The organism is Allosphingosinicella sp., assembly GCF_035626655.1.
In the GTDB taxonomy this organism is placed as follows: Bacteria; Pseudomonadota; Alphaproteobacteria; order Sphingomonadales; family Sphingomonadaceae; genus Allosphingosinicella.
Genome location: NZ_DASPNF010000005.1, coordinates 87,852 through 110,655, shown reverse-complemented (window position 1 = coordinate 110,655; position 22,804 = coordinate 87,852). Strand labels below are relative to the sequence as shown.

22 protein-coding genes are annotated in these 22,804 nt (G+C 69.1%); 15 read left to right on the top strand and 7 right to left on the bottom strand.

Annotated features, from left to right (window positions below):
- Positions 1-6: 6 nt before the first annotated feature.
- Entirely contained in the window at positions 7-1,449 is a 1,443-nt protein-coding gene (locus VEC11_RS03345; protein WP_464129077.1) for a Ppx/GppA phosphatase family protein, read from the top strand.
- Positions 1,450-1,485: 36 nt separating this feature from the next.
- Here the strand turns inward: VEC11_RS03345 and VEC11_RS03340 are convergent, their stop codons facing one another.
- From VEC11_RS03340 to VEC11_RS03330, 3 genes are all read right to left on the bottom strand, one after another.
- Entirely contained in the window at positions 1,486-1,767 is a 282-nt protein-coding gene (locus tag VEC11_RS03340) for an I78 family peptidase inhibitor (RefSeq protein WP_464129075.1), read from the bottom strand.
- On the bottom strand, positions 1,764-2,945 hold the full coding sequence (rnd, locus tag VEC11_RS03335) for a ribonuclease D (protein ID WP_464129074.1): 1,182 nt from the start codon (positions 2,943-2,945) through the stop codon (positions 1,764-1,766). The genes VEC11_RS03340 and rnd overlap by 4 nt, the downstream gene beginning before the upstream one ends.
- A 100-nt stretch (positions 2,946-3,045) precedes the next feature.
- Positions 3,046-3,501 carry a hypothetical protein gene (locus VEC11_RS03330; RefSeq protein ID WP_464129072.1) on the bottom strand — a complete coding sequence of 152 codons (456 nt, stop codon included), beginning with the start codon at positions 3,499-3,501 and terminating at the stop codon, positions 3,046-3,048.
- A 170-nt stretch (positions 3,502-3,671) separates the two neighbouring features.
- Here VEC11_RS03330 and aspS point away from each other — a divergent pair, with 170 nt between their 5' ends.
- Both aspS and VEC11_RS03320 read left to right on the top strand, forming a co-directional pair.
- Positions 3,672-5,489 (top strand): aspartate--tRNA ligase, encoded by a 1,818-nt coding sequence (aspS, locus tag VEC11_RS03325; RefSeq protein ID WP_464129687.1) that lies wholly within the window; start codon positions 3,672-3,674, stop codon positions 5,487-5,489.
- Between the two features lie 117 nt (positions 5,490-5,606).
- Positions 5,607-6,374, top strand: coding sequence for a polyphosphate kinase 2 family protein (locus VEC11_RS03320; RefSeq protein ID WP_464129071.1), 768 nt, complete (start codon positions 5,607-5,609; stop codon positions 6,372-6,374).
- On the opposite strand, the gene VEC11_RS03315 is transcribed toward VEC11_RS03320, so the two are convergent.
- Positions 6,307-7,047, bottom strand: a complete 741-nt coding sequence (locus VEC11_RS03315; protein WP_464129069.1) for a DUF2306 domain-containing protein — start codon at positions 7,045-7,047, stop codon at positions 6,307-6,309. The two genes, VEC11_RS03320 and VEC11_RS03315, sit on opposite strands and share 68 nt — an antisense overlap.
- An 82-nt stretch (positions 7,048-7,129) precedes the next feature.
- On the opposite strand from VEC11_RS03315, the gene VEC11_RS03310 reads away from it, so the two are divergent.
- From VEC11_RS03310 to VEC11_RS03300, 3 genes are all read left to right on the top strand, one after another.
- The gene (locus VEC11_RS03310) at positions 7,130-7,678 is read left to right on the top strand and encodes a helix-turn-helix transcriptional regulator (RefSeq protein ID WP_464129068.1); all 549 of its coding nucleotides are present in this window, start codon (positions 7,130-7,132) and stop codon (positions 7,676-7,678) included.
- A gap of 62 nt (positions 7,679-7,740) precedes the next feature.
- Positions 7,741-8,097 (top strand): hypothetical protein, encoded by a 357-nt coding sequence (locus VEC11_RS03305; RefSeq protein ID WP_464129066.1) that lies wholly within the window; start codon positions 7,741-7,743, stop codon positions 8,095-8,097.
- Positions 8,098-8,259: 162 nt separating this feature from the next.
- Entirely contained in the window at positions 8,260-9,081 is an 822-nt protein-coding gene (locus VEC11_RS03300; protein WP_464129065.1) for an alpha/beta hydrolase family protein, read from the top strand.
- Here the strand turns inward: VEC11_RS03300 and greB are convergent.
- Positions 9,038-9,547, bottom strand: coding sequence for a transcription elongation factor GreB (gene greB, locus VEC11_RS03295; protein ID WP_464129064.1), 510 nt, complete (start codon positions 9,545-9,547; stop codon positions 9,038-9,040). The two genes, VEC11_RS03300 and greB, sit on opposite strands and share 44 nt — an antisense overlap.
- A gap of 26 nt (positions 9,548-9,573) precedes the next feature.
- The gene (locus VEC11_RS03290) at positions 9,574-11,484 is read right to left on the bottom strand and encodes a lytic transglycosylase domain-containing protein (protein ID WP_464129063.1); all 1,911 of its coding nucleotides are present in this window, start codon (positions 11,482-11,484) and stop codon (positions 9,574-9,576) included.
- A 147-nt stretch (positions 11,485-11,631) separates the two neighbouring features.
- Between VEC11_RS03290 and dapA the strand changes: the two genes are divergently transcribed.
- From dapA to recA, 9 genes are all read left to right on the top strand, one after another.
- The gene (dapA, locus tag VEC11_RS03285; RefSeq protein ID WP_464129061.1) at positions 11,632-12,507 is read left to right on the top strand and encodes a 4-hydroxy-tetrahydrodipicolinate synthase; all 876 of its coding nucleotides are present in this window, start codon (positions 11,632-11,634) and stop codon (positions 12,505-12,507) included.
- A gap of 2 nt (positions 12,508-12,509) precedes the next feature.
- Positions 12,510-13,283, top strand: coding sequence for a M15 family metallopeptidase (locus VEC11_RS03280; RefSeq protein ID WP_464129059.1), 774 nt, complete (start codon positions 12,510-12,512; stop codon positions 13,281-13,283).
- Between the two features lie 39 nt (positions 13,284-13,322).
- A complete protein-coding gene (smpB, locus tag VEC11_RS03275; RefSeq protein WP_464129058.1) occupies positions 13,323-13,805 on the top strand; it encodes an SsrA-binding protein SmpB in 483 nt (160 codons plus the stop codon).
- Between the two features lie 94 nt (positions 13,806-13,899).
- Positions 13,900-14,433, top strand: a complete 534-nt coding sequence (locus VEC11_RS03270) for a DUF2062 domain-containing protein (protein ID WP_464129056.1) — start codon at positions 13,900-13,902, stop codon at positions 14,431-14,433.
- A gap of 73 nt (positions 14,434-14,506) precedes the next feature.
- The gene (locus VEC11_RS03265) at positions 14,507-16,543 is read left to right on the top strand and encodes a M13 family metallopeptidase (RefSeq protein WP_464129054.1); all 2,037 of its coding nucleotides are present in this window, start codon (positions 14,507-14,509) and stop codon (positions 16,541-16,543) included.
- A 3-nt stretch (positions 16,544-16,546) separates the two neighbouring features.
- On the top strand, positions 16,547-18,931 hold the full coding sequence (locus tag VEC11_RS03260) for a response regulator (RefSeq protein WP_464129052.1): 2,385 nt from the start codon (positions 16,547-16,549) through the stop codon (positions 18,929-18,931).
- A gap of 53 nt (positions 18,932-18,984) precedes the next feature.
- Positions 18,985-19,344 carry a response regulator gene (locus VEC11_RS03255; protein ID WP_464129051.1) on the top strand — a complete coding sequence of 120 codons (360 nt, stop codon included), beginning with the start codon at positions 18,985-18,987 and terminating at the stop codon, positions 19,342-19,344.
- A gap of 11 nt (positions 19,345-19,355) precedes the next feature.
- Positions 19,356-20,177 (top strand): alpha/beta hydrolase, encoded by an 822-nt coding sequence (locus tag VEC11_RS03250; RefSeq protein WP_464129050.1) that lies wholly within the window; start codon positions 19,356-19,358, stop codon positions 20,175-20,177.
- Between the two features lie 168 nt (positions 20,178-20,345).
- On the top strand, positions 20,346-21,377 hold the full coding sequence (gene recA, locus VEC11_RS03245) for a recombinase RecA (RefSeq protein WP_464129049.1): 1,032 nt from the start codon (positions 20,346-20,348) through the stop codon (positions 21,375-21,377).
- Positions 21,378-21,494: 117 nt separating this feature from the next.
- Here the strand turns inward: recA and VEC11_RS03240 are convergent, their stop codons facing one another.
- Complete coding sequence (locus VEC11_RS03240; protein WP_464129047.1) at positions 21,495-22,745, bottom strand: multidrug effflux MFS transporter; 1,251 nt, start codon at positions 22,743-22,745, stop codon at positions 21,495-21,497.
- Between the last annotated feature and the right edge of the window lie 59 nt (positions 22,746-22,804).

Below are 22,804 nucleotides of genomic sequence, written 5' to 3'. Positions count from 1 at the left end.
CCGCCCATGTTCGCCGAGCAGCCGGTCGCGATCATCGACATCGGCTCCAACTCCGTCCGCCTCGTCGTCTATTCGGGCGCCACCCGCATCCCCTCAGTGATCTTCAACGAGAAGGTCCTGGCGGGGCTCGGCAAGGGGGTCGGCGAGACCGGCGCGATCGATCCCGCGGCGGAAAGCCGGGCGCTGGCCGCGCTGGAGCGCTTCGCCTTGCTGGTCAGGCAGATGAAGGTCGTGCGCACCCGGACCGTCGCCACCGCCGCCGTGCGCGAGGCGTCGAACGGCGCCGCCTTCCTTGCCAGGGTCAGGAAGCTCGGCCTGGAGCCGCGCATCCTCTCCGGCGAGGAGGAGGGCAAAAGGGCGGGGCAGGGCGTGCTCTCCGCCATCCCCGACGCCGACGGCATCGTCGGCGATCTCGGCGGCGGTAGCCTCGAGCTGGTCGAGGTCGGCGGCGGCCAGGTGCTGCGCAGCGCCTCTTTGCCGCTCGGCGTGCTCCGGCTCGACGCGCTGGCCGGGAAGGGCAATTTCGCCAGGCGCGTCGCGAGGGCGGTCGAAGCGGCGGGCTTCGCCCGGTCCTGCGATGGCCGGCCCTTCTATATGGTCGGCGGCTCCTGGCGCGCGCTCGCCCGCCTGGACATGGCGCTGACCAACCATCCGCTGCCGATCACGCACCAGCATATCATGGAGACGAGCCGGCCCGCCCAGCTGCGCGCGGCGCTGCTCGACAAGGGGGAGATTCCCGATCTCGGCTCGGTCTCCGTCTCCCGCATCCCGACCCTGCCCAACGCCGCGATGCTGCTCGACGCCCTGGTCGGCGCGCTCAAGCCGGGCGGCCTGATCGTCTCGGCCTTCGGCATCCGCGAAGGCCTGCTCCTGCACGAACTGCCCAGGGCTGAGCGCCTGCTCGATCCGCTGATCGTTGCCGCGCGCGAGGCGGGGGCGGGGCTCGGCCGCTTCGCCCAGCATGGCGACCTGCTCGACGCCTGGCTCGCTCCGGCCTTCGACGACGATCCGCGCTGCGCCCGGCTCAGGCTGGCGTCATGCCTGCTCTCCGACATCGGCTGGGCCGCGCATCCCGATTTCCGGGCCGAGCGCGGCATCGACATGGCGCTGCACGGCAATTGGGTGGCGATCGACGCGCCCGGGCGGGTGATGCTCGCCCAGGCCCTGTTCTGCAATTTCGGCGGGGGGCGCGACCTGCCCTATCCCCGGATCGCAGCGCTGGCGACGCCGGCCGAGCTCAAGCGCGCCACCGCCTGGGGCTATGCGATGCGCCTCGGCCAGCGGCTCAGCGGCGGTGTTGCCTCCGGGCTGAAGCACAGCCGGCTCGTCCGGGACGGCGAGACGCTGCGCCTGGAAGTCGACGAGGCCGCCCGGCCGCTGGTGGGTGAGATCGTGGGCCGGCGAATGAAGAGCCTCGCCGGCGCGCTGGGCCTGAAGGCGGTGTTCTGAACTCGCCCCGAATGACGAAACCTGGCGAACCGAATATCAGCCGCAGCTGATCCGCTCGACCTTGTCCTGCGCATCGAGGCTGATGTTCAGCCGGTCGGCGCGAAATTCCATGGTCACGATCTGGCCGGGCCGCAGGAAGCGCCACATCCCGGCGCCGGCGCGGCGCATTGCCTCGCGGCCCAGCGCCGGGCTGGCCTGGCGCCCGACCAGGTGCTGCGCCGCCGCTGCGTTGCAGGTGCCGGCCTCGGGCGGTGGCGGGGTCGATTCGGGGTGGGGGCCGCAGGCGGCGAGAGCCAAAACGGCGACCAGGATTCTCATTCCTCGATCTCCTTCTCGACCCTGGAACGCACGAGCTTGCCGTTGCGCACCGCAAAGGCGAGCCGGCCCTCGACCAGGTCGAGCGCATCATGGCCGAATTCCGCGTAGCGCCAGCCTTCGAGGATCTGCAGGCCCTCGCGCCGGCCGGCGGCGAGCTGCTCCAGCTCCTCCGCCCGAGCGACCAGCCGCGGCGCGACATTGCTCTCGCGCGCCTTGATCTTGAGCAGCAGCTTCAGGAGGTCCGCGACCAGCGCGCCGTCCTTGCCGAGACCCGGCCCCCGGTCCTCGCGCGCCGGCAGCTCGGCGGCGGGGAGGGGATCGGCACTGGCCAGAGCCTCCATCATGCGTGCCCCGATATCGTTACCCTTCCACGCGGCCGAAAGCCCGCGCACATTGCCGAGCGATTCCTGGCTCTGCGGCGGATGCACCGCGACGTCGGCCAGCGTCTCGTCCTTCATGATCCGGCCGCGCGGCAGGTTCTTGGAGCGGGCCTCCAGCTCGCGCCAGGCGGCCAGCGCCTTCAGCCGGCCGAGCGCATCGGCCCGCCGCGTCTGTACCTTCACCCGTTTCCAGGCGAGCGCCGGGTCGTTGATGTAATTGGCGGGATCGGCGATCCGCTCCATCTCCTGGTCGAGCCACTGGCCGCGGCCGGTCCGCTTCAGCCGCTCCAGCATGCGCGGGAACAGCTCGGCGAGATGGGTGACGTCGCCGATCGCATAGTCGATCTGGCGCTTGTCGAGCGGGCGCCGGGCCCAGTCGGTGAACCGGGCGCCCTTGTCGAGATGGCGGCCGAGCAGGCTCTCGACCAGATTCTGGTAGCCGACCTGCTCGCCGAGCCCGAGCGCCATCGCCGCGATCTGCGTGTCGAACAGGGGATGAGGCGTGCCCCCCGTCATGTTGAAGATGATCTCGATATCCTGGCCGCCGGCATGGAAGACCTTCAGCACGTGCTCGTTGTTGACGAGCAGGTTCATCAAAGGCGTGAGGTCGATCCCCTCGGCCTTGGGATCGATCGCCGCCGCTTCCTCGCTATTGGCCACCTGGAACAGGCACAGGTCCGGCCAGTAGGTATTCTCGCGCATGAACTCGGTGTCGACCGCGACGAAGTCCGATCGGGCGAGCCGTTCGCAGAGTTTTTCAAGCGTAGCGGTGTCGGCAATCAGAGGGTGGATTCGCATTGGCCGCGTCTATAGGTGCCCCGGCCACCGCGGCAAAGTGGGATTCCGGTTTCGGGGAGCGCGCCTCCCGCCGGATGGGGGATTTCCAGCGCTGGAGTCGCTAGCGTCCGGAGGTGTCAGGCATTCGATGGTCGGCGAGCGGGTCGGCCCCGGTCAGGCGGACACAATAATCCACATGAGTGCCGATCCGTGAGACCTGGTTGCTGTTGATCCTCTCGGTTCGCCGGTTTCGGATCAGCTCGTAGTCGCCCCGCGTCTTGTTCAGCCGCCCTCCGAGCTCGAGCGCCCTCCGTTCGAGCTGGGCCGCGAAGGCGCCCATCTCACGGATTCTGCGCCGAAACAGCCCGGCGCGTGCATCGAGTTGTTCAGGGGTCAAATCGGAACGCGCCGCCACAGTCGTCTCGGCGAGCATCTCGTTGTAGTGAACCGTGACACCCTGCAGATCCGCAACACATTCAGACAGGCGCTCGAAGCGGGCCTCGTCCGGGCTCGGGCTTCCCGCGCCGCAGGCGGCAAAGACGAGCGAGGAGGCAAGTACGGCAAGTCTGCGGACCATGCGGGCTTCCTTTCCGTCGGTCCAGGTGAGGCTAGTCGTGTCGTCCCCGAAATCAATCCCGGCCAAATGGGGTGACGGCGCGCGCTGCACGCGCTAGAGGGCGCGATCCGTCTGCGGGCGCCTGTCGCCTGCCGTCACCCTACTTGAGCAGAGCCGATCCGACGATGACCATCCACGCCTACCGTACCCACAATTGCGGCCAGCTCCGCGAGAGCGACGTCGGCGCCAGCGTCCGCCTGTCCGGCTGGGTGCACCGCAAGCGCGACCATGGCGGCGTGCTGTTCGTCGACCTGCGCGACCATTACGGGCTGACCCAGGTGGTCTGCCGCGCGAACAGCGAGGCGCTGAAGGTGCTCGAGCATCTGCGCGCGGAGTCGGTGGTGACGATCGACGGCGAGGTGGTCGCGCGCGGCCCCGAGGCGACCAACCCGAACCTCGCCACCGGCGCGATCGAGGTGGTCGCCGAGGCGGTCGCGATCCAGTCCGAGGCGCAGGAGCTGCCGCTCCCCGTCGCCGGCGAGGCCGATTATCCCGAGGATATCCGCCTGCGCTACCGCTATCTCGACCTGCGCCGCGACCGGCTGCACGCCAACATCATGCTTCGCTCCCGGGTGATCAGCTCGATCCGCCGGCGGATGATCGAGCAGGGTTTCACCGAGTTCCAGACCCCGATCCTGACCGCGTCCAGCCCCGAGGGCGCACGCGACTATCTGGTCCCGAGCCGGGTCCATCCGGGCAAGTTCTACGCGCTTCCCCAGGCGCCGCAGATGTTCAAGCAGCTGATCATGGTCGCGGGCTTCGACCGCTATTTCCAGATCGCGCCCTGCTTCCGCGACGAGGACGCGCGCGCCGACCGCAGCCCGGGCGAATTCTACCAGCTCGACTTCGAGATGAGCTACGTCACCCAGGACGACGTCTTCGCGGCGATCGAGCCGGTGCTTGCCGGCGTGTTCGAGGAGTTCGCCAACGGCAAGAGCGTGACGCCCGCCGGCGAGTTCCCGCGCATCCCGTTCCGCGAGGCAATGCTGAAATACGGCTCGGACAAGCCGGACCTCCGCAATCCCATCCTGATCAGCGACGTCTCCGATCATTTCCGCGGCTCGGGCTTCGGCCTGTTCGCCCGCATCGTCGAGGGCGGGGACGTGGTGCGGGCCATCCCCGCGCCCGGCACGGCGGAGAAGAGCCGGAAGTTCTTCGACGACATGAACGACTGGGCGCGGTCGGAAGGGCATGCCGGGCTCGGCTACATCACCCGCAAAGGCGGCGAGCTCGGCGGGCCGATCGCCAGGAATCACGGCGAGGAGGCGACGCTGAAGCTCTACGAGGCGCTCGGCCTCGGCCCGGACGACGGCATCTTCTTCGCCGCCGGCAAGGAGGCGCAGGCCGCCAAACTGGCCGGCGCCGCCCGCACCCGCGTCGGCGAGGAGCTCGGCCTCATCCCCGACGACGCCTTCAAATTCTGCTGGATCGTCGATTTCCCGATGTACGAATATGACGAGGAGACGAAGAAGGTCGACTTCAGCCACAACCCCTTCTCCATGCCGCAGGGCGGGCTGGAGGCGCTGGCGACGAAGGACCCGCTCGACATCCTCGCCTTCCAGTATGACATCGTCTGCAACGGCGTGGAATTGAGCTCGGGCGCGATCCGCAACCATCGCCCGGACATCATGTACAAGGCGTTCGCGATCGCCGGCTACAGCCAGGCCGACGTCGACACCAACTTCGCCGGCATGATCAACGCCTTCAAATATGGCGCGCCGCCGCACGGCGGCTCGGCGCCGGGCATCGACCGAATCGTCATGCTGCTCGCCGGCGAGCCGAACATCCGCGAGGTCGTGCTCTTCCCGATGAACCAGAAGGCCGAGGACCTGATGATGAACGCGCCGGGCGCGGTCACCGCGAAGCAGCTCCGCGAGCTCAGCATCCGCGTGGTCGAGCCCGCGGGCACGGCCGCGAAGGACCCGGCCAAGGTCGTCGCGCCGGAGTGAGGGAAGCGGCCTGAAGCCAGTGTCCCACGTCATGCCAGCGAAGGCTGGCATCCGGACGGCGTTGGTGTCACCAAGTCGGTCTGGGCCCCGGCCTTCGCCGGGGCGACGGTGATAGACATGGCCATCGACCTCAGCGACTACGAGACCGGCGCCGACTATGACGGCGATTACAAGGAAGACCTCGCCGACCTCCAGGAGCGGCTCTCGCGCCTGTTCGTCGCCAACCATCTGCACAAGAGAAGCGCCGTCATCCTTTGCGAAGGCTGGGACGCGGCCGGGAAGGGCGGGGCGATCCAGCGCATGGTCGCCGAGGGCGATCCGCGCCACTACCGCGTCTGGCCGATCGCCGCGCCGACCGACGAGGAGAAGGCGCATCATTATCTCTGGCGCTTCTGGAAACGGCTGCCGGCCGCGGGCGAGGTCGCGATCTTCGACCGCAGCTGGTACGGCCGCGTCCTCGTCGAACGGGTCGAGGGCTTCGCCAAAGCGGCCGAGTGGAAGCGCGCCTATGACGAGATCAACGAGTTCGAGTCCCAGCTCGCCGCCGCCGGCACCCTGATCGTGAAGCTCTTCTTCCACGTCACGCAGGAGGAGCAGGACGACCGCTTCCGCAAGCGCCTCGACCATCCCTGGAAGCGCTGGAAGGTGACCGGGGAGGATATCCGCAACCGGGCGAAGCGCGACGATTATCTGAAGGCGCTGAAGGACATGTTCGCCCATACCGACACGCACTGGGCGCCCTGGACGGCGATCGACGGCAACGACAAGAAGGCCGCCCGCATCGCCGCCCTGACGCGCGTCGCCGATGCGCTCGACGCTACCCTTCCTGACGGGCCGCCGAAGCCGGGGCCGGAATTCGACGAGATGCGGAAGGCGCTCGGCTGAGCTCGCCGGGCGGCCAGCGCCGCCAGCTCCGGCCGAAGCGCACCCGGAAGATCCAGAACAGCATCGCCGCGAGCACCGAGAGCGCGGGCAGGTACCAGATCGCCGAGCCCTGCCAGGCCTCGGGGAAATTGTCCTGCTGCCCCTGGAAGAAGGAGGTGGTGGCGATCAGCATCGCGGCGCACATCCGCCAGAGATGCCGGCCCACACGCTGCGCGCCCGACAATTGCCGCCTCAGGATGAAATTGAGGTCGAGCGCCGCCGCCAGCGCCGCGAGGCCGGCGAAGACGAACATCGGCTGCCAGGGAAGGAAGTCGATCCGCCCGCGCGGGCTGTTCATCGCGATCAGGCCGAAGCTCAGCTCGGCGGCCGCGCAGGCGAGGATCACCGTCAAAGCGGCGACCTCGAAGCGGCCGGCCCGCCCGTCCCGGTGCCGCGCCGTCCACCAGGAGGTCGCGACCAGATAGCAGGTGATGATCCCGATCACCGCCGTCGCCCGCTCGGGCTTCAGCGCCGCGATCAGCGCGCCGGTCAGCGTCATCACCAGCATCGCGGCGAAGAAGATCGTGCCGGCCCGGCCGTGGCGGCGGCCGCCCTTGCGCAGGATCAGCGCCGCCGCGCCCGAGAGCAAGGCGGTGCTCCCCGCCGCGATATGGATCAGCATCACCGGACTCACGCGCACCTCCCTTGTGCTTGCTTCGGGAATGCGTATTATTCATATAATACAGCTCGCGGCCATGATGCGGAGGGCCAAAGACATGATCGCAGGTTGCATCGAGAAGATGCGGGCGCAGGATTGCTCGACCTGCGACCATCGCAATGACTGCGCCTTCATCGTCCCGGAACTGCTCGGCCGCCTTTTCCAGCCGGCGCCTCAGCCGGCCGGGGAGAAGCCTCCGCAAAGCCGCGGCGGCACCTTCCTGCGCCGGCTGTTCGACGAGATTGCGGGCGCCGCGCGGCGGGAAATGGCGAGAAAGCCGGAAAGGCCGGACAGCTTCCGCCGCCGCGTCGAGGCGGAGCTGGAGCCCATGCTCGCCTCGGGACCGATCCGGATCGAGCCGGTCGCCCGCGCGCTCGGCTGCAGCCGCCAGACGCTCTACCGCCGGCTGAAGGCGGAGGGGCTGACCTTCGAGCAGGTGCTGGACGGCCTGCGCCGCCGTCAGGCGGAGAAATGGCTCCGCGATCCCGCTTTGCCCGTGAAGGAGATCGCCTGGCGCCTCGGCTATTCCGACCCCGCCGCTTTCTCCCGGGCCTTCAAGCGCTGGACGGGCAAGAGCCCGCAGGCGTTTCGCAATCGCCCCGGCTGATTCCGGGGCTTGACCCAGCTTCGTTGCTTGCCCGAAATGAACGCGCCAACAACGGAGGTCCAATGATGCGTCTTCTTCCCATTCTTGCGTGCTTTTCCATGGTCGCGGGCAGCGGCGCCGCTTTCGCGCAACCTGGCGACCAGGCCTTTCACGAGCAGACCCTGCGGGCGCTGGAGCGGATCGAGCGGGCCCTGGAGCGCCTCGAGCGCCGCCTCGATTCGGCGCCGCCCGCCGCTGCGGCCGCGTCGAATGACGAGGTGGTCGCCGCGACGAGTGAGGTTTGCGGGACGACGATGGCCAATTGCCAGCGGGAAGCGCTGCGCCACTGTGAGCGGCTGAATTTCGCGCGTGGTGTCCCCGTCCGCATCGAGGCGCGGGGCGGCTTTAACTATATGGTCCGGGTGCGCTGCTTCAACTGAGCGGACCCGACCGGACAGCGATCGGCCGCCGCGCATTCGCGATATTGTCAGGCACAGCGGACCATCACATGATCCCCGTAAAGGGGAACGGCCATGAAATTCATGCTCGCGCTTTTGGCGCCCGCCATCATAGCGGCTCCGGCAGCCGCGCAGCCATCCTCAATGCAGGTGCTGAACGAAGCCGGAGCGCGCGCTTCCACGCCGACTTTGGTCGAGCGCTACGGCGCCGACGACGTGCGGCGCGGCGATTTGCGGGTGCCGCCCGGACGGGGGCCTTTCCCAGTCGTCATTCTCATCCATGGCGGTTGTTGGCGTTCCGACATGGGAGGCCAGGTCAATATGGCACCGCTCGCCGACGCCCTGGCCCGGCGCGGCTTCGCGACCTGGTCGTTCACCTATCGCCGGGTCGGGCAGCCCGGTGCCGGCTGGCCGGGAACGTTCGAGGACGTGGCGGCGGGCGTCGACCATGGCCGTTCGCTCGGCCGGAGATACCGGCTCGACCTTTCGCGTATCGTCATCGTCGGGCATTCGTCCGGCGCCCATCTCGCCCTCTGGGCGGCCTCACGGCCACGCCTCCGCAACCCCGTGGCAGGTAGGAACCCGCTGCGGGCGGCAGCGGTCGTGGCGATCGACGGACCCGGCGCGCTGGCGCCTTTTATCGGCATCGATGCCCGGATTTGCGGCCAGCCGGCGGTCGTGCCGCTGATGGGCGGAAGCCCCGCGGAGCGCGCCGCCGAATATCGTCTCGCCACGCCCGCCGATCATCTGCCGCTCGGCGTCCGCACCTTGCTGGTGCTCGCCGGGCTCAGCCGGCTCATGGAGCCTTATGCCGAGGCGGCCCGGGCAGCCGGAGAGGATGTCGTGCTGCTGACCCCGGAAGGGGGAGACCATTTCAACATCCTCAACCCGGGCACTCCGCAGGGCAGCCGGGTCGTCGAGTTCATTGCCACGACGGCGCTGCCCCGGCCGGCTCGGGGTAACTGATCGCCACCACCTCATATTCCTTCTCGCCCGACGGCAGCGCCACCCGCCTGAGATCGCCGACCGCGGCGCCTCGAATGGCGCGGGCGAGGGGGGAGTGGAAGCTGATGCGGCCGGCGCCCGCATCGGCCTCGTCCTCGCCGACCAGGGTCACGACCCGCTCGTTGTCGTCCTCGTCGGCGAGGGTGACGGTCGCGCCGAACCAGGCCCGGCTCTTGTCGGGCTGTCGTGCCGGATCGGTGACTTTCGCCTCCTTCATCCGCCGGGCGAGGAAGTTGATCCGCCGGTCCACCTCGCGCAGCCGCCGCCGGCCATATTGGTAATCGGCATTCTCCGACCGGTCGCCATTGGCCGCCGCCCAGGCGATCGTCTCGAGCAATTTCGGCCGCTCGCCGCCGAACAAAGCCTCATATTCCTCGCGCAGCTTCCGGTAGCCGTCGGGGGTGATGTAGTTCAGCTTCTCGGCCATTCGCCCTCACTAACGGAAGAATGGCCTCAGCGCAGCGCGTTCTGTCCCAGGTAATAGGAAATGCGCCCGCGCGAGCGGCTGCGCTCCGGGTGCATGAGGTCGTAGACCATTGCGTTCTCGACGACGCGCTGGACGTAGCCGCGCGTCTCCGAGAACGGGATTTCCTCGATCCAGCGCAGCATGTCGGCGCCGGGCAGACGCGGGTCGCCATTTGCATTGATCCACTGCGGCACCCGGCCGATCCCCGCATTATAGGCGACCGCGACGAGCACGAGATTGTTGCCGAAGCGGTCCATCAGCATGGTGAGGTGGGCGCTGCCGAGCAGGACGTTGTAGCTGGCATCCTCGGTCAGCCGGCCGAGGCTGTAGGGCACGCCGACCCGGCGCGCCTCCGCCGCCGCGGTGCCGGGCATGAGCTGCATCATGCCGCGCGCCCCGACATGGGAGACGGCGGTCCGCTCGAACGAGCTTTCCTGGCGGATGATGCCGTGCGCCGCCGCCCAGTTATGGCTGTAGGCGGCCGGAATCTGGACTTCGGGAAAAGCGCCGCGGTCGTAGAAATTCTCGCCGCGGTTGCGCGCCTCGCGCTGCACCCAGACGCCGAGATCGGGGCGGCCGATATCGCGGCCGAACTGCGCGGCGGCGACCCGTTCCTGCTCGGTCTCCAGGCTCTCGGCCAGGGCCCGCACGAACAGGCCCTGGTCGCTGCGCCGCCCGACCATGCCGAGATAGCGCGTCGCTTCGGCCAGCGGCCGGCGGGCGAAAGCGGCGCGGGTCGCCGCGTCGGGCGGCGGCGAGGCCGCGGGCGGGCGCGGCACCTGGCCGAGCCGCTCCATGGCGAGCAGGCCGTAAAACTGGTCGGGGCTCGACGCCGCCCGCTGCAGCCAGGCATTGGCCTCGGCCTGCTGGCCGGCCTGCGCCGCGGCGCGCGCCGCCCAATAATAGCCCTTTGCCCGGGTCTGCGGCGTGCGGGCGCCGCCGGCATAGAGGACGAACAGCCGAGCCGCCTCGCGCGGCCGGTTCAGCCGGTAGAGCGCGGTCTGCCCGCCGAGCCAGACCAGGCTCGTATAATCGTCGCGCTCGCCATAGGGCCGGTCAGAGACGTCGGTGCCGGGCGCGTAAAGATCCTCGACGCTCGCGGCGATGCGATAGGCGGTCTGCCAGTTGCGGTCGTTGGCGGCGCCGCGCGCGAGGATGAGGGCGATATCGATATAGCGGGCCGGATTGACCGGCGGCCGTTCGAAGCGCGGCCGGTTGGCGAGCAGCGCCCGCGCCGCCGCGCTCTGGTTCGAGTTGCGCAGCCAATAGGCGCGGTCGATCAGCAGCCCCGGATCGCGCGCCGCCGCGGCGTCGAGCGCGGCCAGCCGTGCAGAGGCGTCCGCGTCGCGCCGCTGCAAGGCGAGCTGCGCCTCGAAGACCGGCCGGCGGGCCGCCCGCGCCCAGCCTATGGCCCGCGCCGCGCTCGCCGTGTCGCCATTGCCGAGCAGGGTTTCGAGCCGGGCGTCATGATCGTCCGGCGTGAAGACCCCACCGAAGGCGCCGAGCAGGCGGCTTTCCTCGCTCTGCCCCATCGCCCCCATCCGCCAGGCTCGCCGGGCCGCATCGCGGGCCTCGCCGGTCCGGCCGGCCGCCTGCAGCGCGAGCGCATAATTGGCCTGGCCGCCCGCCGTCGTCGGCGGCAACATTGTAAAGAAGCGGATCACCTCGTTTGGGGAGACGCTCTCCGTCGCCAGCCGCCGCTCGGCGCTGCGCCTGAGCCCCGCCTCGCCCGGCCAGCCGCGGTAGCGGGTCAGGAATGAGGCATAGGAGGTGAAGCCGTTATTGTCCGACTGGCGAAGCGCGTTCCACTGGGCGATGGCGCCGGCGACCGGGCTCGAGACGGCGGCGGCGCGGGGCGGATCAGGGACGAGCTGCTCATTCTGGGCGGCGCCTGTCACCGCGGACATCCCCAACAGGAGGAACAGGACCGCTTTCCGATGCATGCTGGACAGAATGATACGCCCCTCCTTATCAGGTCCTGAACGCCCCGTTTCGTTCGCGTTTCGGTCTAAACCAGGCGAAGCGAGCGGGTGAAGGAGGCAAAGATGTTCAGGGGCTCGATCCCGGCTCTAGTGACCGCATTTCGCGACGAAGCGTTTGACGAGGACGCCTATCGGGCCTTGGTCGAATGGCAAATCAGCGAGGGGAGTCATGGACTTGTCCCCTGCGGCACGACCGGCGAATCCGCGACGCTCGCCGCGGACGAGCATTACCGGATCATCGAGGTCTGCGTGGAGCAGGCGGCCGGACGCGTGCCGGTCATCGCCGGCTGCGGCTCGAACGACACGCAGGTCGCGATCCAGAATATGTGGGCCGCCAAGGAGAGCGGCGCCGACGCGGCACTCGTCGTGCTGCCTTATTATAACCGGCCGAACCAGGCCGGGCTGATCGCCCATTTCACCAAGCTCGCCTCGGCCTGCGACCTGCCGATCGTCCTCTACAACGTGCCGGGACGCACGGTGACCGACATCCTGCCCGAGACGCTCGGCGAGATCGCGAAGCTGCCCACAATCGTCGGGATCAAGGACGCGTCCGGCAATCTCGCCCGGGTGAGCGCGCACCGCCTGCTCTGCGGCGAGGATTTCTGCCAGCTCTCGGGCAATGACGACATGGCCCTGGGCTTCAACGCCATGGGGGGCGTGGGCTGCATCTCGGTGACTGCCAATGTCGCGCCCAGACTCTGCGCGGAATTCCAGAATGCCATGCTTTCAGGCGATTGGCAGGTGGCGCTCGCACTCAACGACAAGCTCTACCCGCTCCATGCCGCACTCTTCTCCGACGCCTCCCCGGGGCCGACCAAATATGCGCTCAGCCGGATCCGCCCGGATTTCCCGACCGGCCTCCGCCTCCCCATGACCTGGCCGTCCGAGGCCAGCCGCAAGGCGGTGGACGCGGCGCTCGCCCATGCGGGGCTGATCTGACGGTGAAGGGGGCGCGCCGGCGCGCGATCGCCCTCGGCGCCATGCTGCTGGCGGCGGGATGCCGGCACGAGGTGGCGGCACCGCCCGGGCCCGCCGACCTCCTCCGTGCCTATCCCGACCATGTCGCCTCGGTCGACGCGACCCAGGTGGTGCTGCGGGACGGCACGCGCCTGCCGCTTTCAGACGGGATCCACGGCAAGACGCCGGCCGAGCGCATCCTGAGGCCGGATCTCGACGACATGTTCGTCCAGGCCTACCGGCCCGGCCGCCCGGGGCGCCCGCCGGCGCCCGACGAGGATCCGGGCCGCGCCCGCTACGAGCCCTTCTTCGACCGGGTCTATGGCGACTGCAATCGCGGCGAGGTGGCGCCGAGGCTGCGCCCCGTGCGCTGGATGCCGTCGCGCGGCGGCGCCATCCTGCTGTTCAACAGCGTCAACGGGGCCGCCGACCGGCTGGAGGCCGTGGTCCGCGACCTTGAGCGGCTGCCGCGGCGGATGACGCGCTATCTCGTCCCCGCCGCCGGCACCTATTCTTGCCGCTTCATCGCGGGCACCCGCCAGCGCAGCATGCACGCCTACGGCCTCGCCATCGACATCAACCTTGCCCATTCCGATTACTGGCTCTGGCTGGGCGGGGAGGGCACGCCCTACCGCAACCGCATCCCGTTCGCGATCGTCCGGATCTTCGAGCGGCACGGCTTCATCTGGGGCGGCAAATGGGGCCATTTCGACACGATGCACTTCGAATATCGGCCCGAATTGCTGCCCCGCCGCTGACGCCTTCCTCTCGCCCCGTTTACCTCCTATGTGCCGGTCATGCCCCGTCCCAAACCCGAGACGTTCGACAAGAAGAAGGTGGTCGCCGAGAACCGGCGGGCGCGCTTCGACTATGCGATCGAGGACAAATATGAGGCGGGGATCGCGCTGACCGGGACCGAGGTGAAGAGCCTGCGCTTCGGCGAGGGCTCGATCGCGGAGAGCTATGCCGAGGTGAAGGACGAGCAGGTCTGGCTGATCAACGCCAACATCCCCGAGTTCAGCCATGGCAACCGCCACAATCACGAGCCGAAGCGCCCGCGCAAGTTGCTCCTTCACACCCGCGAGATCGCGAAGCTGCACGGCGCCGTGGCGCGGCAGGGCATGACGCTGGTGCCGCTCAGCGTCTACTTCAACTCGAAGGGCCGGGCGAAGGTGGAGCTGGCGTTGGCGAAGGGCCGCAAGAGCCACGACAAGCGCGACTATGAGAAGGAAAAGGACTGGAAGCGCGAGCAGGGCCGGCTGCTGAGGCAGCATGGCTGAGATGTCTTCAGGAGAGTCCGGGCCGCCGTCTCGGGTCCCGCCCGCGGACCAGTCCCGGAAAGGGAGCTGGGCGACCCGCTGGGCCAGGAACAATATGCCGAGCCGGGACCAGATGGCGGAGAGCCGCTGGATCCGTGTGTTCGGGCCGTTCGGGCCACGCATCCTGCACAGCGAATATTGGCGTTTCACCCGCCGCTCGGTGCCGCGCGGCGTCGCCATGGGCCTGTTCGTCGGCGTCTTCTTCCTGATCCCGGGCGTGCAGATCATCGGCGCCGCGCTGTTCTGCCTGCCCGTGCGCGGCAACATCCCGATCGCGGCGGGGATGACCTTCCTCACCAATCCCTTCACCACGCCCTTCCTGATCCTCGCCTCGCTGCCGATCGGCAATCTGTTCGGCTTCCATGCCGACGGCAGCGCGATCACCAGCATGTACGAACGGAGCGCGCCGCTCTCCGAATGGCTGGCCTGGCTCGCCTCGGACGCGGCCCCGGCCCTGGTCATCGGCCTGTTCATCATCGCCCTGGCCAGCGCCCTGGTCGGCTGGCTGATCTCGATCTTCGTCTGGCGCTGGTGGGTGGCGCGTAAATGGCGCCGGCGCGCGGCGCGCATGGTGGCCCTCGACGACTGAGTGCCCAGATTGATCGGGGCCGGCGGACTGCTATAGCAGGCCCATACACCTCCCAGCCAAGGACCGCCGCCGCATGCGCACTCTGCTTCTCGCCGCCGCCACCATCTCCGTCGCCAGCCTCTCGGTCGCCATTGCCGGCAGCCAGGCGCAGACGCCCGCCGCGAAGGCGGCGAACACGCCGCGCTACGGCACCTTCGGCTTCGACGTCGCCGGGATGGACCGCAGCGTGAGCCCGGGCCAGAGCTTCTTCACCTTCGCCAACGGCAATTGGGCGCGGACCACGGAGATCCCGTCGGACCGCTCCAATTACGGCATGTTCACCGTGCTCGACGACCTCTCCAAGGCACGAACGCGGGCGATCCTCGAGGACGCCCGGCCCGGCACGCGGATCGGCGACTTCTATGCGAGCTTCATGGACGAGCGGGCGGTCAACGCCGCCGGCGTCACTCCGCTTCGGCCGATGCTCGCCCGGATCAACGCGATCGCCGACCGCTCGGGCTTCGCGGCCGAGGCCGGCCGCCTGTTCCGCCAGGGCGTCACGGCGCCCTTCGCCGGCTATATCGCGAGCGACGACCGCATCCCGACCGAGACCATCCAGCGGCTCATCCAGTCGGGCCTCGGCCTCCCGGACCGCGACTATTATCTCAACGACGATGCGACGCTGGCGCAGAAACGGACCGCCTATCAGGCCTATCTCGCCCAGCTGCTGAGCCTTGCGGGCGAGGCGAACGGCGCCGAGCGCGCAGCCGCGGTGCTCGCCTTCGAGCGGCGGATCGCCGAGGTTCACTGGACCCGGGTCGAGAGCCGGGACGACGAGCGCACCTACAACAAATGGGCGCGCGCCGATTTCGCCCGCAACGCGCCGGGCTTCGACTGGGACGCCTATTTCCGCGAGACCGGCCTCGGCGGCCAGGCGAACATCCTCGTCTCGCAGCCCAGCGCCTTCACCGGCACGGCGCGGATCATCTCCGAGACGCCGGTCGCGGTGCTCAAGGACTATCTGACCCTGCGCCTGCTCGACAACTCGGCGCCTTTGCTCTCGCAGCCCTTCGTCGACGCCAATTTCGCCTTCCGCGGCACCACGCTCAACGGCACCCCGCAGAACGAGCCGCGCTGGAAGCGGGCGGTGACGATGGTCACCGGCGCGCTCTCCGACGATGTGAGCCGGATCTACGTCCAGCGGCACTTTCCGCCCGAGGCGAAGCGCGCCGCCGACGAGCTGGTCCGCAACGTGATCGCCGCGATGGACCGCCGCCTCGCCCAGCTGAGCTGGATGGCGCCGGAGACAAGGGCCGCGGCGCGGGCCAAGCTCGCCGCCTTCACGCCCAAGATCGGCTATCCCGACCGCTGGCGCGATTATTCGAGCGTCCGGATCGGCCGGACCAACCTCGTCCAAAATGTCATGAACGCGAACGAGTTTGAATATCAGCGCAATCTGAACAAGCTCGGCCGGCCGGTCGACCGCAGCGAGTGGCTGATGACGCCGATGGACGTCAACGCCTATGCCAATCCGACCTGGAACGAGATCGTCTTCCCGGCCGCGATCCTGCAGCCGCCCTTCTTCGACCCGCATGCCGATCCGGCGGTCAATTATGGCGGCATCGGCGCGGTGATCGGCCATGAGATCAGCCACCATTTCGACGACCAGGGCAGCCGCTACGACCAGACCGGCGCGCTGCGCGAATGGTGGACGCCGCAGGACCGCGAGCGGTTCAATGCGCTCACCGCGCAGCTCGTCGCCCAATATGACGCCTATGAGCCGCTGCCGGGCCGCCGCATCCAGGGCCGGCTGACCCTGGGCGAGAATATCGCCGACCTCGCCGGCCTCACCGTCGCCTACGACGCCTGGCAGCATACGCTGGGCGGCCGGACGGCGCCGGTCCTGGCGGGCTTCACCGGCGACCAGCGCTTCTATCTCGGCTGGGCGCAGGTCTGGCGGCGCAAATATCGCGAGGCGAATCTCATCCAGCGCCTGCTGACCGATCCCCACTCGCCGAGCGAGCAGCGCGCCGCCGTCGTCCGCAACCTCGATCCGTGGTACGCCGCCTTTAATCCGCGTCCGGGCGACGCGCTCTTCCTTGCGCCCGAGCGCCGGGTCCGTATCTGGTAGGGCATGGCGAGCGCGGCGGGACTGCACGGGAACGGGGGACGGCAAGGCCGGTCGCTGATCCTGTTCGGGCTCGCCGCTCTGGCCTCCGCGGGCCTTTTGCTCTGGGCGGCCGGCAGCCCCGTCTTCGCCGCCGCCTTCCTCGCCGGCCTGGTCGCGGCGGGCGGGCTCATCGCGCTGCGGCGGCCCGCCGTCGCCGAAGCCCCGGCCGCCGCGCCGCTGGCGCTCGACACCGCCTTGCTGCGCGCCGCCCTCGACAATGCGCCGCCGTCCACGGCGCTCGCGATCACCGATGGCGAGGGCAGGCTCGTCTCCGCCAATGCGAGCTGGTCGGGCTGGTTCGTCGGCGCGGCCTCGCCGGGCGAGCTCGCGCAGGACGGGGACCGGCCCGCGATCGACGTGGCGATCCGCGCCGCCCTTCGCGACCGCAGCGCCGTCGTGCCGCCGCTCAGCCTCGGCGGCGTGCAGGTCCGCGGCGACGTCGCGCGGATCGGCAGCGGCCATCTGCTCTGGCGGCTGAAGCGCGGCGACAGCGCCGACCTCGCCGCCGAGACCAGGCGGCTCATCACCGGCGAGGCAGGGCGCCGCATGGGCGAGGCCGGGCTGATGACCGCGATCGTCGATTCGGCCGGAACGATTCTCGCCGCCAACGGCGCCTTCATCGTCCGCACCGCCGGCGCCGACGGCGAGCCGCGCGCCGTCGAGGGCACTCCCTTCGTCGAGCATCTCGCCGCGGCGGCCAACGGCCAGTTCCACTTCGCCGCCGAGGGCAAGGCCGCCACCCCCTTGCGGATCGTCCAGATCCCGGCGGGCGAGGGCGCCGACGCGCTCTCCGCCTTCCTCCTGCTCGACGACGTGCCGGGCGCGCGCGCCGGCGACGACAGCGGCCATGTCCACGCCTTGCTCGACAGCCTGCCGCTCGGCCTGGCGCTGGCCGATGGCGACGGCCGCTTCCTGTTCCTCAACAAGGTATTCCGCACCGCGGCCGGCCTCGGCGCCAATGAGAAGCCGGCATGGCCGGGCGACCTCGTCGTCGACGAGGACAAGGCCGCGGTTTCCGACGCCGTCCGCCGTTTCGGCCGCGGCCGGCCGATGTCGGGCGATCTCGCCGTCCGGCTGCGCTGCAATCCCGAGGAACCGGTGGCGATGACCGTCGCCGGCGCGCGCGGCCTCGGCAATGCCGCAGTGCTGCTCAGCCTCAAGGACAATAGCGAGGAGGCCCGGCTCAAGCGCGAGATCGCGCAGGCGACCAAGATGCAGGCGGTCGGCCAGCTGGCAGGCGGCGTCGCCCATGATTTCAACAATATTCTGACCGCGATCCTCGGCACCTGCGACCTGATGCTGATGCGCCATACGCCGGGCGATTCCGATTATGACGACATCCAGCAGATCCGCTCCAACTCGAACCGCGCCGCCAACCTCACCCGCCAGCTGCTCGCCTTCTCGCGCCAGCAGACGCTTCGCCCGCAGGTGCTGCAGCTGCCCGACGTGGTCGCCGAGGTCTCACATCTCCTGACTCGCCTCCTCGGCGAGCGGATCAAGCTGGACGTGAAGCACGGCCGCGGCCTCGGCCCGGTCCGCGCCGATCCGGGCCAGCTCGAGCAGGTGATCGTCAACCTCGCCGTCAATGCCCGCGACGCGATGACTGCGAAAGAGGGCGCGGGCGGCACGCTCACCCTGCAGACCTTCGCCGTTGCCGCGGAGGACGTGCGCCGAATGGGCAGCGACGTGCTGCCGGTGGGCGACTATACCGCGCTCAAGGTCACCGACACCGGGCACGGCATCCCGCAGCACATCCTCGGCAAGATTTTCGAGCCCTTCTTCACCACCAAGGAAGTGGGGAAGGGGACCGGGCTCGGCCTCTCCACCGTCTACGGCATCGTCAAGCAGTCGGGCGGCTTCATCTTCGCCGAGAGCCAGGTGAAGAAGGGCACCAGCTTCACCATCTACCTGCCGGTCCACCGCGCCCAGCCGGGCGAGGCGCCGGGCAAGGCCAAGGCGAAGGAGAAGGCCGGCGAGCTCTGGGGCTCGGGCACGGTCCTCGTCGTCGAGGACGAGGTCATGGTCCGCGCCGTCGCCGAGCGGGCGCTGGCCCGGCACGGCTATAATGTGCTGGTCGCGGAGAATGGTGAGGCGGCGCTGGAGATCCTGCAGCGCGAGGGGCGGGTCGATCTTCTGATCTCCGACGTGGTGATGCCGACCATGGACGGCCCGACCACGGTCCGCGCGGCGCGCAAGCTGCAGCCGGACATCCCGGTCCTCTTCATGTCGGGCTATGCCGAGGAGCAACTGCGCAAGTCGATCGACATCCCCAACGTCTCCTTCCTCGCCAAGCCCTTCTCCGTGCAGCAATTGGCGGAGACGGTGCGTGATGTCCTCGCGGCGAAATGATCGAGACGCGGAATCCCTCTTTCCCTTTGCGAAACAAACGCTAGGGCGGGCGCATGTCGGGGAACAAGACCATCCTCATCGTCGAGGACGAGCCTCTGATCGCGATGATGCTCGAGGACTTCCTCGATTCGCTTGGCCACCAGGTCGCGGCAAGCTGCGACAACGTCGCCGATGCGCTTGATCATGTGTCGAGCGCCAGTTTCGACGTGGCGATCATCGACGTGCGTCTCAAGGACGGCGAGCAGATCTGGCCGGTCGCCGACGCGCTCGCCGATGCCGGCAAGCCCTTCATCCTGGCCACCGGCGGCCATGTCGATCCGCCGCCCGAACGCCATGCCGCCGCGCCGGTGCTCGCCAAGCCCTATACGCTCGACGCGATCGAGCCGGTGCTGGCCAGGGCGCTGGCGCCCTAGAGGGTGCAGCGGTGACCCGCAGGCGCCTCGTGATCCTGCTCGTCGTCGTTCCGCTCATCATCTATGCCGCAATCTGCGCGGCGGTGTTCTTCTTCCAGGCGAGCCTGATCTTCCCGGTGTCGCAGGTCGGCCCCGCGGGACCGCTGCCGCCGGGCGCGGCGCGGATCCAGCTGAACGCCGCGACCGGCGAGCGCCTCGCGGGCCTGCACATCCCGGCCGCGGCGGGGGCAGGGGAGGGCCAACCCGTCATTCTCGGCTTTGGCGGCAATGCCTGGAACGCCGACGCCATGGCCGCCTATCTGCACGACCTCTATCCTGGGGCGGACGTCGTCGCCTTTCATTATCGCGGCTATCCGCCGAGCGAGGGCAGCCCGGGCGCCGCCGCCCTGCGAGAGGATTCGCTCGCCATTTACGACTGGGCCCGGCAGCGCTTTCCGGGCCGCCGGATTATCGCCGCGGGCTTCAGCATCGGCAGCGGCGTCGCCGCCTCGCTCGCCGCCAGGCGTCCGCTGGCCGGCGTCATTCTCGTCACGCCGTTCGACAGCCTCGCCGCGGCCGCCGCCGACCACTACCCCTGGTTGCCGGTCCATCTGCTTTTCCGCCACGAGCTGCCGGCCGCGGACGACCTGCGCGCCAGCCGGGTCCCCGTCGCCATCCTCTCCGGCGAGCGCGACACGTTGATCCTCCCCGCCCGCGCCGACGCGCTGCGGCGAGCCGCGCCGAACCTCGCCTACAGCCGGGTCGTGGCGGGCGCCGGCCATAACGACATCTACCGGCGCGACGACTTCCGCGCCGCGATGCGCGAGGCGCTCGCGGCCCTGCTCAAGCGCTGAATTCGGGAAAGCACGTAAACGGACCGTTTCCCACTTGTTCCGCTGGAACAAATACAGTACATCGTTTCTCCGAAATGGATCGGACGGCCATTGATCAAGCACGGCCGACACAATACGGGGAGCAAGCCAATGACGGCCTCACTTCAGGTGGTTTCCGACAGGAGCGCAATGGACACGGACAAGCAGAAGGCGCTCGACGCCGCTCTGGCGCAGATCGACCGCGCCTTCGGCAAGGGCAGCGCGATGCGCCTCGGCTCGAAGGAAGCGATCGAGATCGAGACCATCTCGACAGGCTCGCTCGGCCTCGACATCGCGCTCGGCATTGGCGGCCTGCCGCGCGGCCGCGTCGTCGAGATTTACGGCCCGGAAAGCTCGGGCAAGACCACCCTGGCGCTCCATGCCGTGGCGGCGGCGCAGGCGGCCGGGGGCGTCGCCGCCTTCATCGACGCCGAGCATGCGCTCGACCCCGTCTATGCGAAGAAGCTCGGCGTCGACATCGACAATCTGATCGTCTCCCAGCCCGACACGGGCGAGCAGGCGCTGGAGATCACCGACACCCTGGTCCGCTCCAATGCGGTCGACATATTGATCATCGATTCGGTCGCTGCCCTGGTGCCGCGGGCCGAGATCGAGGGCGAGATGGGCGATAGCCATGTCGGCCTGCAGGCGCGGCTGATGTCGCAGTCGCTCCGCAAGCTGACCGGCTCCATCTCCAAGTCGCGCTGCCTCGTCATCTTCATCAACCAGCTGCGCATGAAGATCGGCGTGATGTACGGCAATCCGGAGACGACGACGGGCGGCAATGCGCTGAAATTCTACGCCAGCGTCCGCCTCGACATCCGCCGCACCGGCCAGATCAAGGACCGCGACGACATCGTCGGCAACGCCACCCGCGTGAAGGTAGTGAAGAACAAGCTGGCGCCGCCGTTCAAGCAGGTCGAATTCGACATCATGTATGGCGAGGGCGTCTCCAAGACCGGCGAGATCCTCGATCTCGGCGTCAAGGCCGGCCTGGTCGAGAAGTCGGGCGCCTGGTTCAGCTATGATTCGATCCGCATCGGCCAGGGCCGCGAGAACGCCAAGCAATATCTGAAGGACAATCCCGAGATCTCGGACCGGATCGAGCGCGCCATTCGCGGCAAGACCGAGGAGGTCGCCGACGCGATGATGACCGGCCCGGACGCCGAGGACGATCTGTAGGATTTGATCGCAGGGGAGGGGCGACTCTCCCCTGACGTGCCGTCAACTTTGTCAACTTCCGCCGAGAGCGGGCAGAGGGGACGGGCAGCGCGAGGGCCGCGGCCCGCCGCCCTGCCGCTAGGCGAGCGGCGCTTCCGACGGCTCGACCGGTTCGTTCCGCGAATGGGCGGGCAGGCCGGCATTGGCCCAGCGCGCGACGGCGAGGCCGAGCACCCCGCAGATCGCGAAGCCCGCGACCAGCGGCACGGTCGTGCCGTTGAACAATTGCCCGATGACGAGGCCGATCAGGGCCGCCCCGACCGTGCTGAGCAGCCCCTGCAGCGCCGAGGCGGTGCCCGCGACATGGCCGAGCGGCTCCATCGCCAGCGCGCCGGCATTCGCGCCGACCAGACCGAAGCAGGCCATGGTCAGCGCCTGCAGGATCACGAAGCTCCAGACCGTCTCGCCCACGCCGAAAATCCAGGCCAGGTGCAGCGCCGCCATCAGGGTGAAGGCGCTGAGCGCGGTCAGCAGCATCCGGCGCGAACCGAAGCGCATCACCAGCCGGGCGTTGGTCCAGGCGCTGATCGCCATCGGCCCGGCGATGCAGGCGAAGATCAGGCCGAGCAAGTCCGGCTGACGGAAGACGTCGAAGACGATCTGCTGGATCGAGTTGAGCATGCCAAGCAGCGACCCGAAAATCAGGGTCATCGCCAGCGTATTGCCGGCCGAGGCGCGGTTGGTGAGCGTCTCCTTCACCGCCGCGCCGAAATGCCGCGCCGACAGCGGCCGGCGATGCTCCGCGGCGAGCGTCTCCGGCAGGCGCAGGGTCGCCCAGCAGGCGAGCAGCAGCCCATAGGCGGCGAGCGCGACGAAGATATAGCGCCAGCTCCCCAGCGCGAGCAGCAACTGGCCGATGCTCGGCGCCAGCACCGGCACGATCATGAAGATGATCATTGCGGTCGACATGATCTGCGCCATCGCCGAGCCCTGGAAGCGGTCGCGGACCACGGCGACGACCAGCACGCGCGATCCGGCCGCGGCCATGCCGTGCAGCACGCGGGCGGCGAGCAGCAGCGCGAAGCTCCCCGCCACCGCGCTGAGCAGGGCGAAGCCGGCATAAGCGAGCATGCAGCCGACCAGCAGCCTTTTGCGCCCGTAGCGGTCGGCGAGCGGTCCATAGGCGAGCTGGGCGACGCCGAAGCCGAGCATGTAGAAGGTGATGACGAGCTGCCGTTTATTCTCCTCGGCCACGTCCAGCGCCTCGCCGATCGGGGGCAGGGCCGGCAGCATGGAATCGATGCCGAACGCGTTCGACGCCATCAAGGCGGCGATGAGCAACACGAATTCTCTTCTGCCCGGCCCGCGGCCGGCGTCGCTCGCTTGCATGTCCGTGGCTTTCGAAAGTTCCCGCCGGGCAGGTCCGACCCGCCTATACGCGATGCGGC

Coding starts and splice junctions, on each gene's coding strand:
- VEC11_RS03345 (WP_464129077.1), top strand. CDS start 7: ATGTTCGCCGAGCAGCCGGTCGCGATCATCGACATCGGCTCCAACTCC.
- VEC11_RS03340 (WP_464129075.1), bottom strand. CDS start 1,767: ATGAGAATCCTGGTCGCCGTTTTGGCTCTCGCCGCCTGCGGCCCCCAC.
- rnd (WP_464129074.1), bottom strand. CDS start 2,945: ATGCGAATCCACCCTCTGATTGCCGACACCGCTACGCTTGAAAAACTC.
- VEC11_RS03330 (WP_464129072.1), bottom strand. CDS start 3,501: ATGGTCCGCAGACTTGCCGTACTTGCCTCCTCGCTCGTCTTTGCCGCC.
- VEC11_RS03320 (WP_464129071.1), top strand. CDS start 5,607: ATGGCCATCGACCTCAGCGACTACGAGACCGGCGCCGACTATGACGGC.
- VEC11_RS03310 (WP_464129068.1), top strand. CDS start 7,130: ATGATCGCAGGTTGCATCGAGAAGATGCGGGCGCAGGATTGCTCGACC.
- VEC11_RS03305 (WP_464129066.1), top strand. CDS start 7,741: ATGATGCGTCTTCTTCCCATTCTTGCGTGCTTTTCCATGGTCGCGGGC.
- VEC11_RS03300 (WP_464129065.1), top strand. CDS start 8,260: ATGCAGGTGCTGAACGAAGCCGGAGCGCGCGCTTCCACGCCGACTTTG.
- greB (WP_464129064.1), bottom strand. CDS start 9,547: ATGGCCGAGAAGCTGAACTACATCACCCCCGACGGCTACCGGAAGCTG.
- dapA (WP_464129061.1), top strand. CDS start 11,632: ATGTTCAGGGGCTCGATCCCGGCTCTAGTGACCGCATTTCGCGACGAA.
- smpB (WP_464129058.1), top strand. CDS start 13,323: ATGCCCCGTCCCAAACCCGAGACGTTCGACAAGAAGAAGGTGGTCGCC.
- VEC11_RS03270 (WP_464129056.1), top strand. CDS start 13,900: ATGCCGAGCCGGGACCAGATGGCGGAGAGCCGCTGGATCCGTGTGTTC.
- VEC11_RS03265 (WP_464129054.1), top strand. CDS start 14,507: ATGCGCACTCTGCTTCTCGCCGCCGCCACCATCTCCGTCGCCAGCCTC.
- VEC11_RS03260 (WP_464129052.1), top strand. CDS start 16,547: ATGGCGAGCGCGGCGGGACTGCACGGGAACGGGGGACGGCAAGGCCGG.
- VEC11_RS03255 (WP_464129051.1), top strand. CDS start 18,985: ATGTCGGGGAACAAGACCATCCTCATCGTCGAGGACGAGCCTCTGATC.
- recA (WP_464129049.1), top strand. CDS start 20,346: ATGGACACGGACAAGCAGAAGGCGCTCGACGCCGCTCTGGCGCAGATC.
- VEC11_RS03240 (WP_464129047.1), bottom strand. CDS start 22,745: ATGCAAGCGAGCGACGCCGGCCGCGGGCCGGGCAGAAGAGAATTCGTG.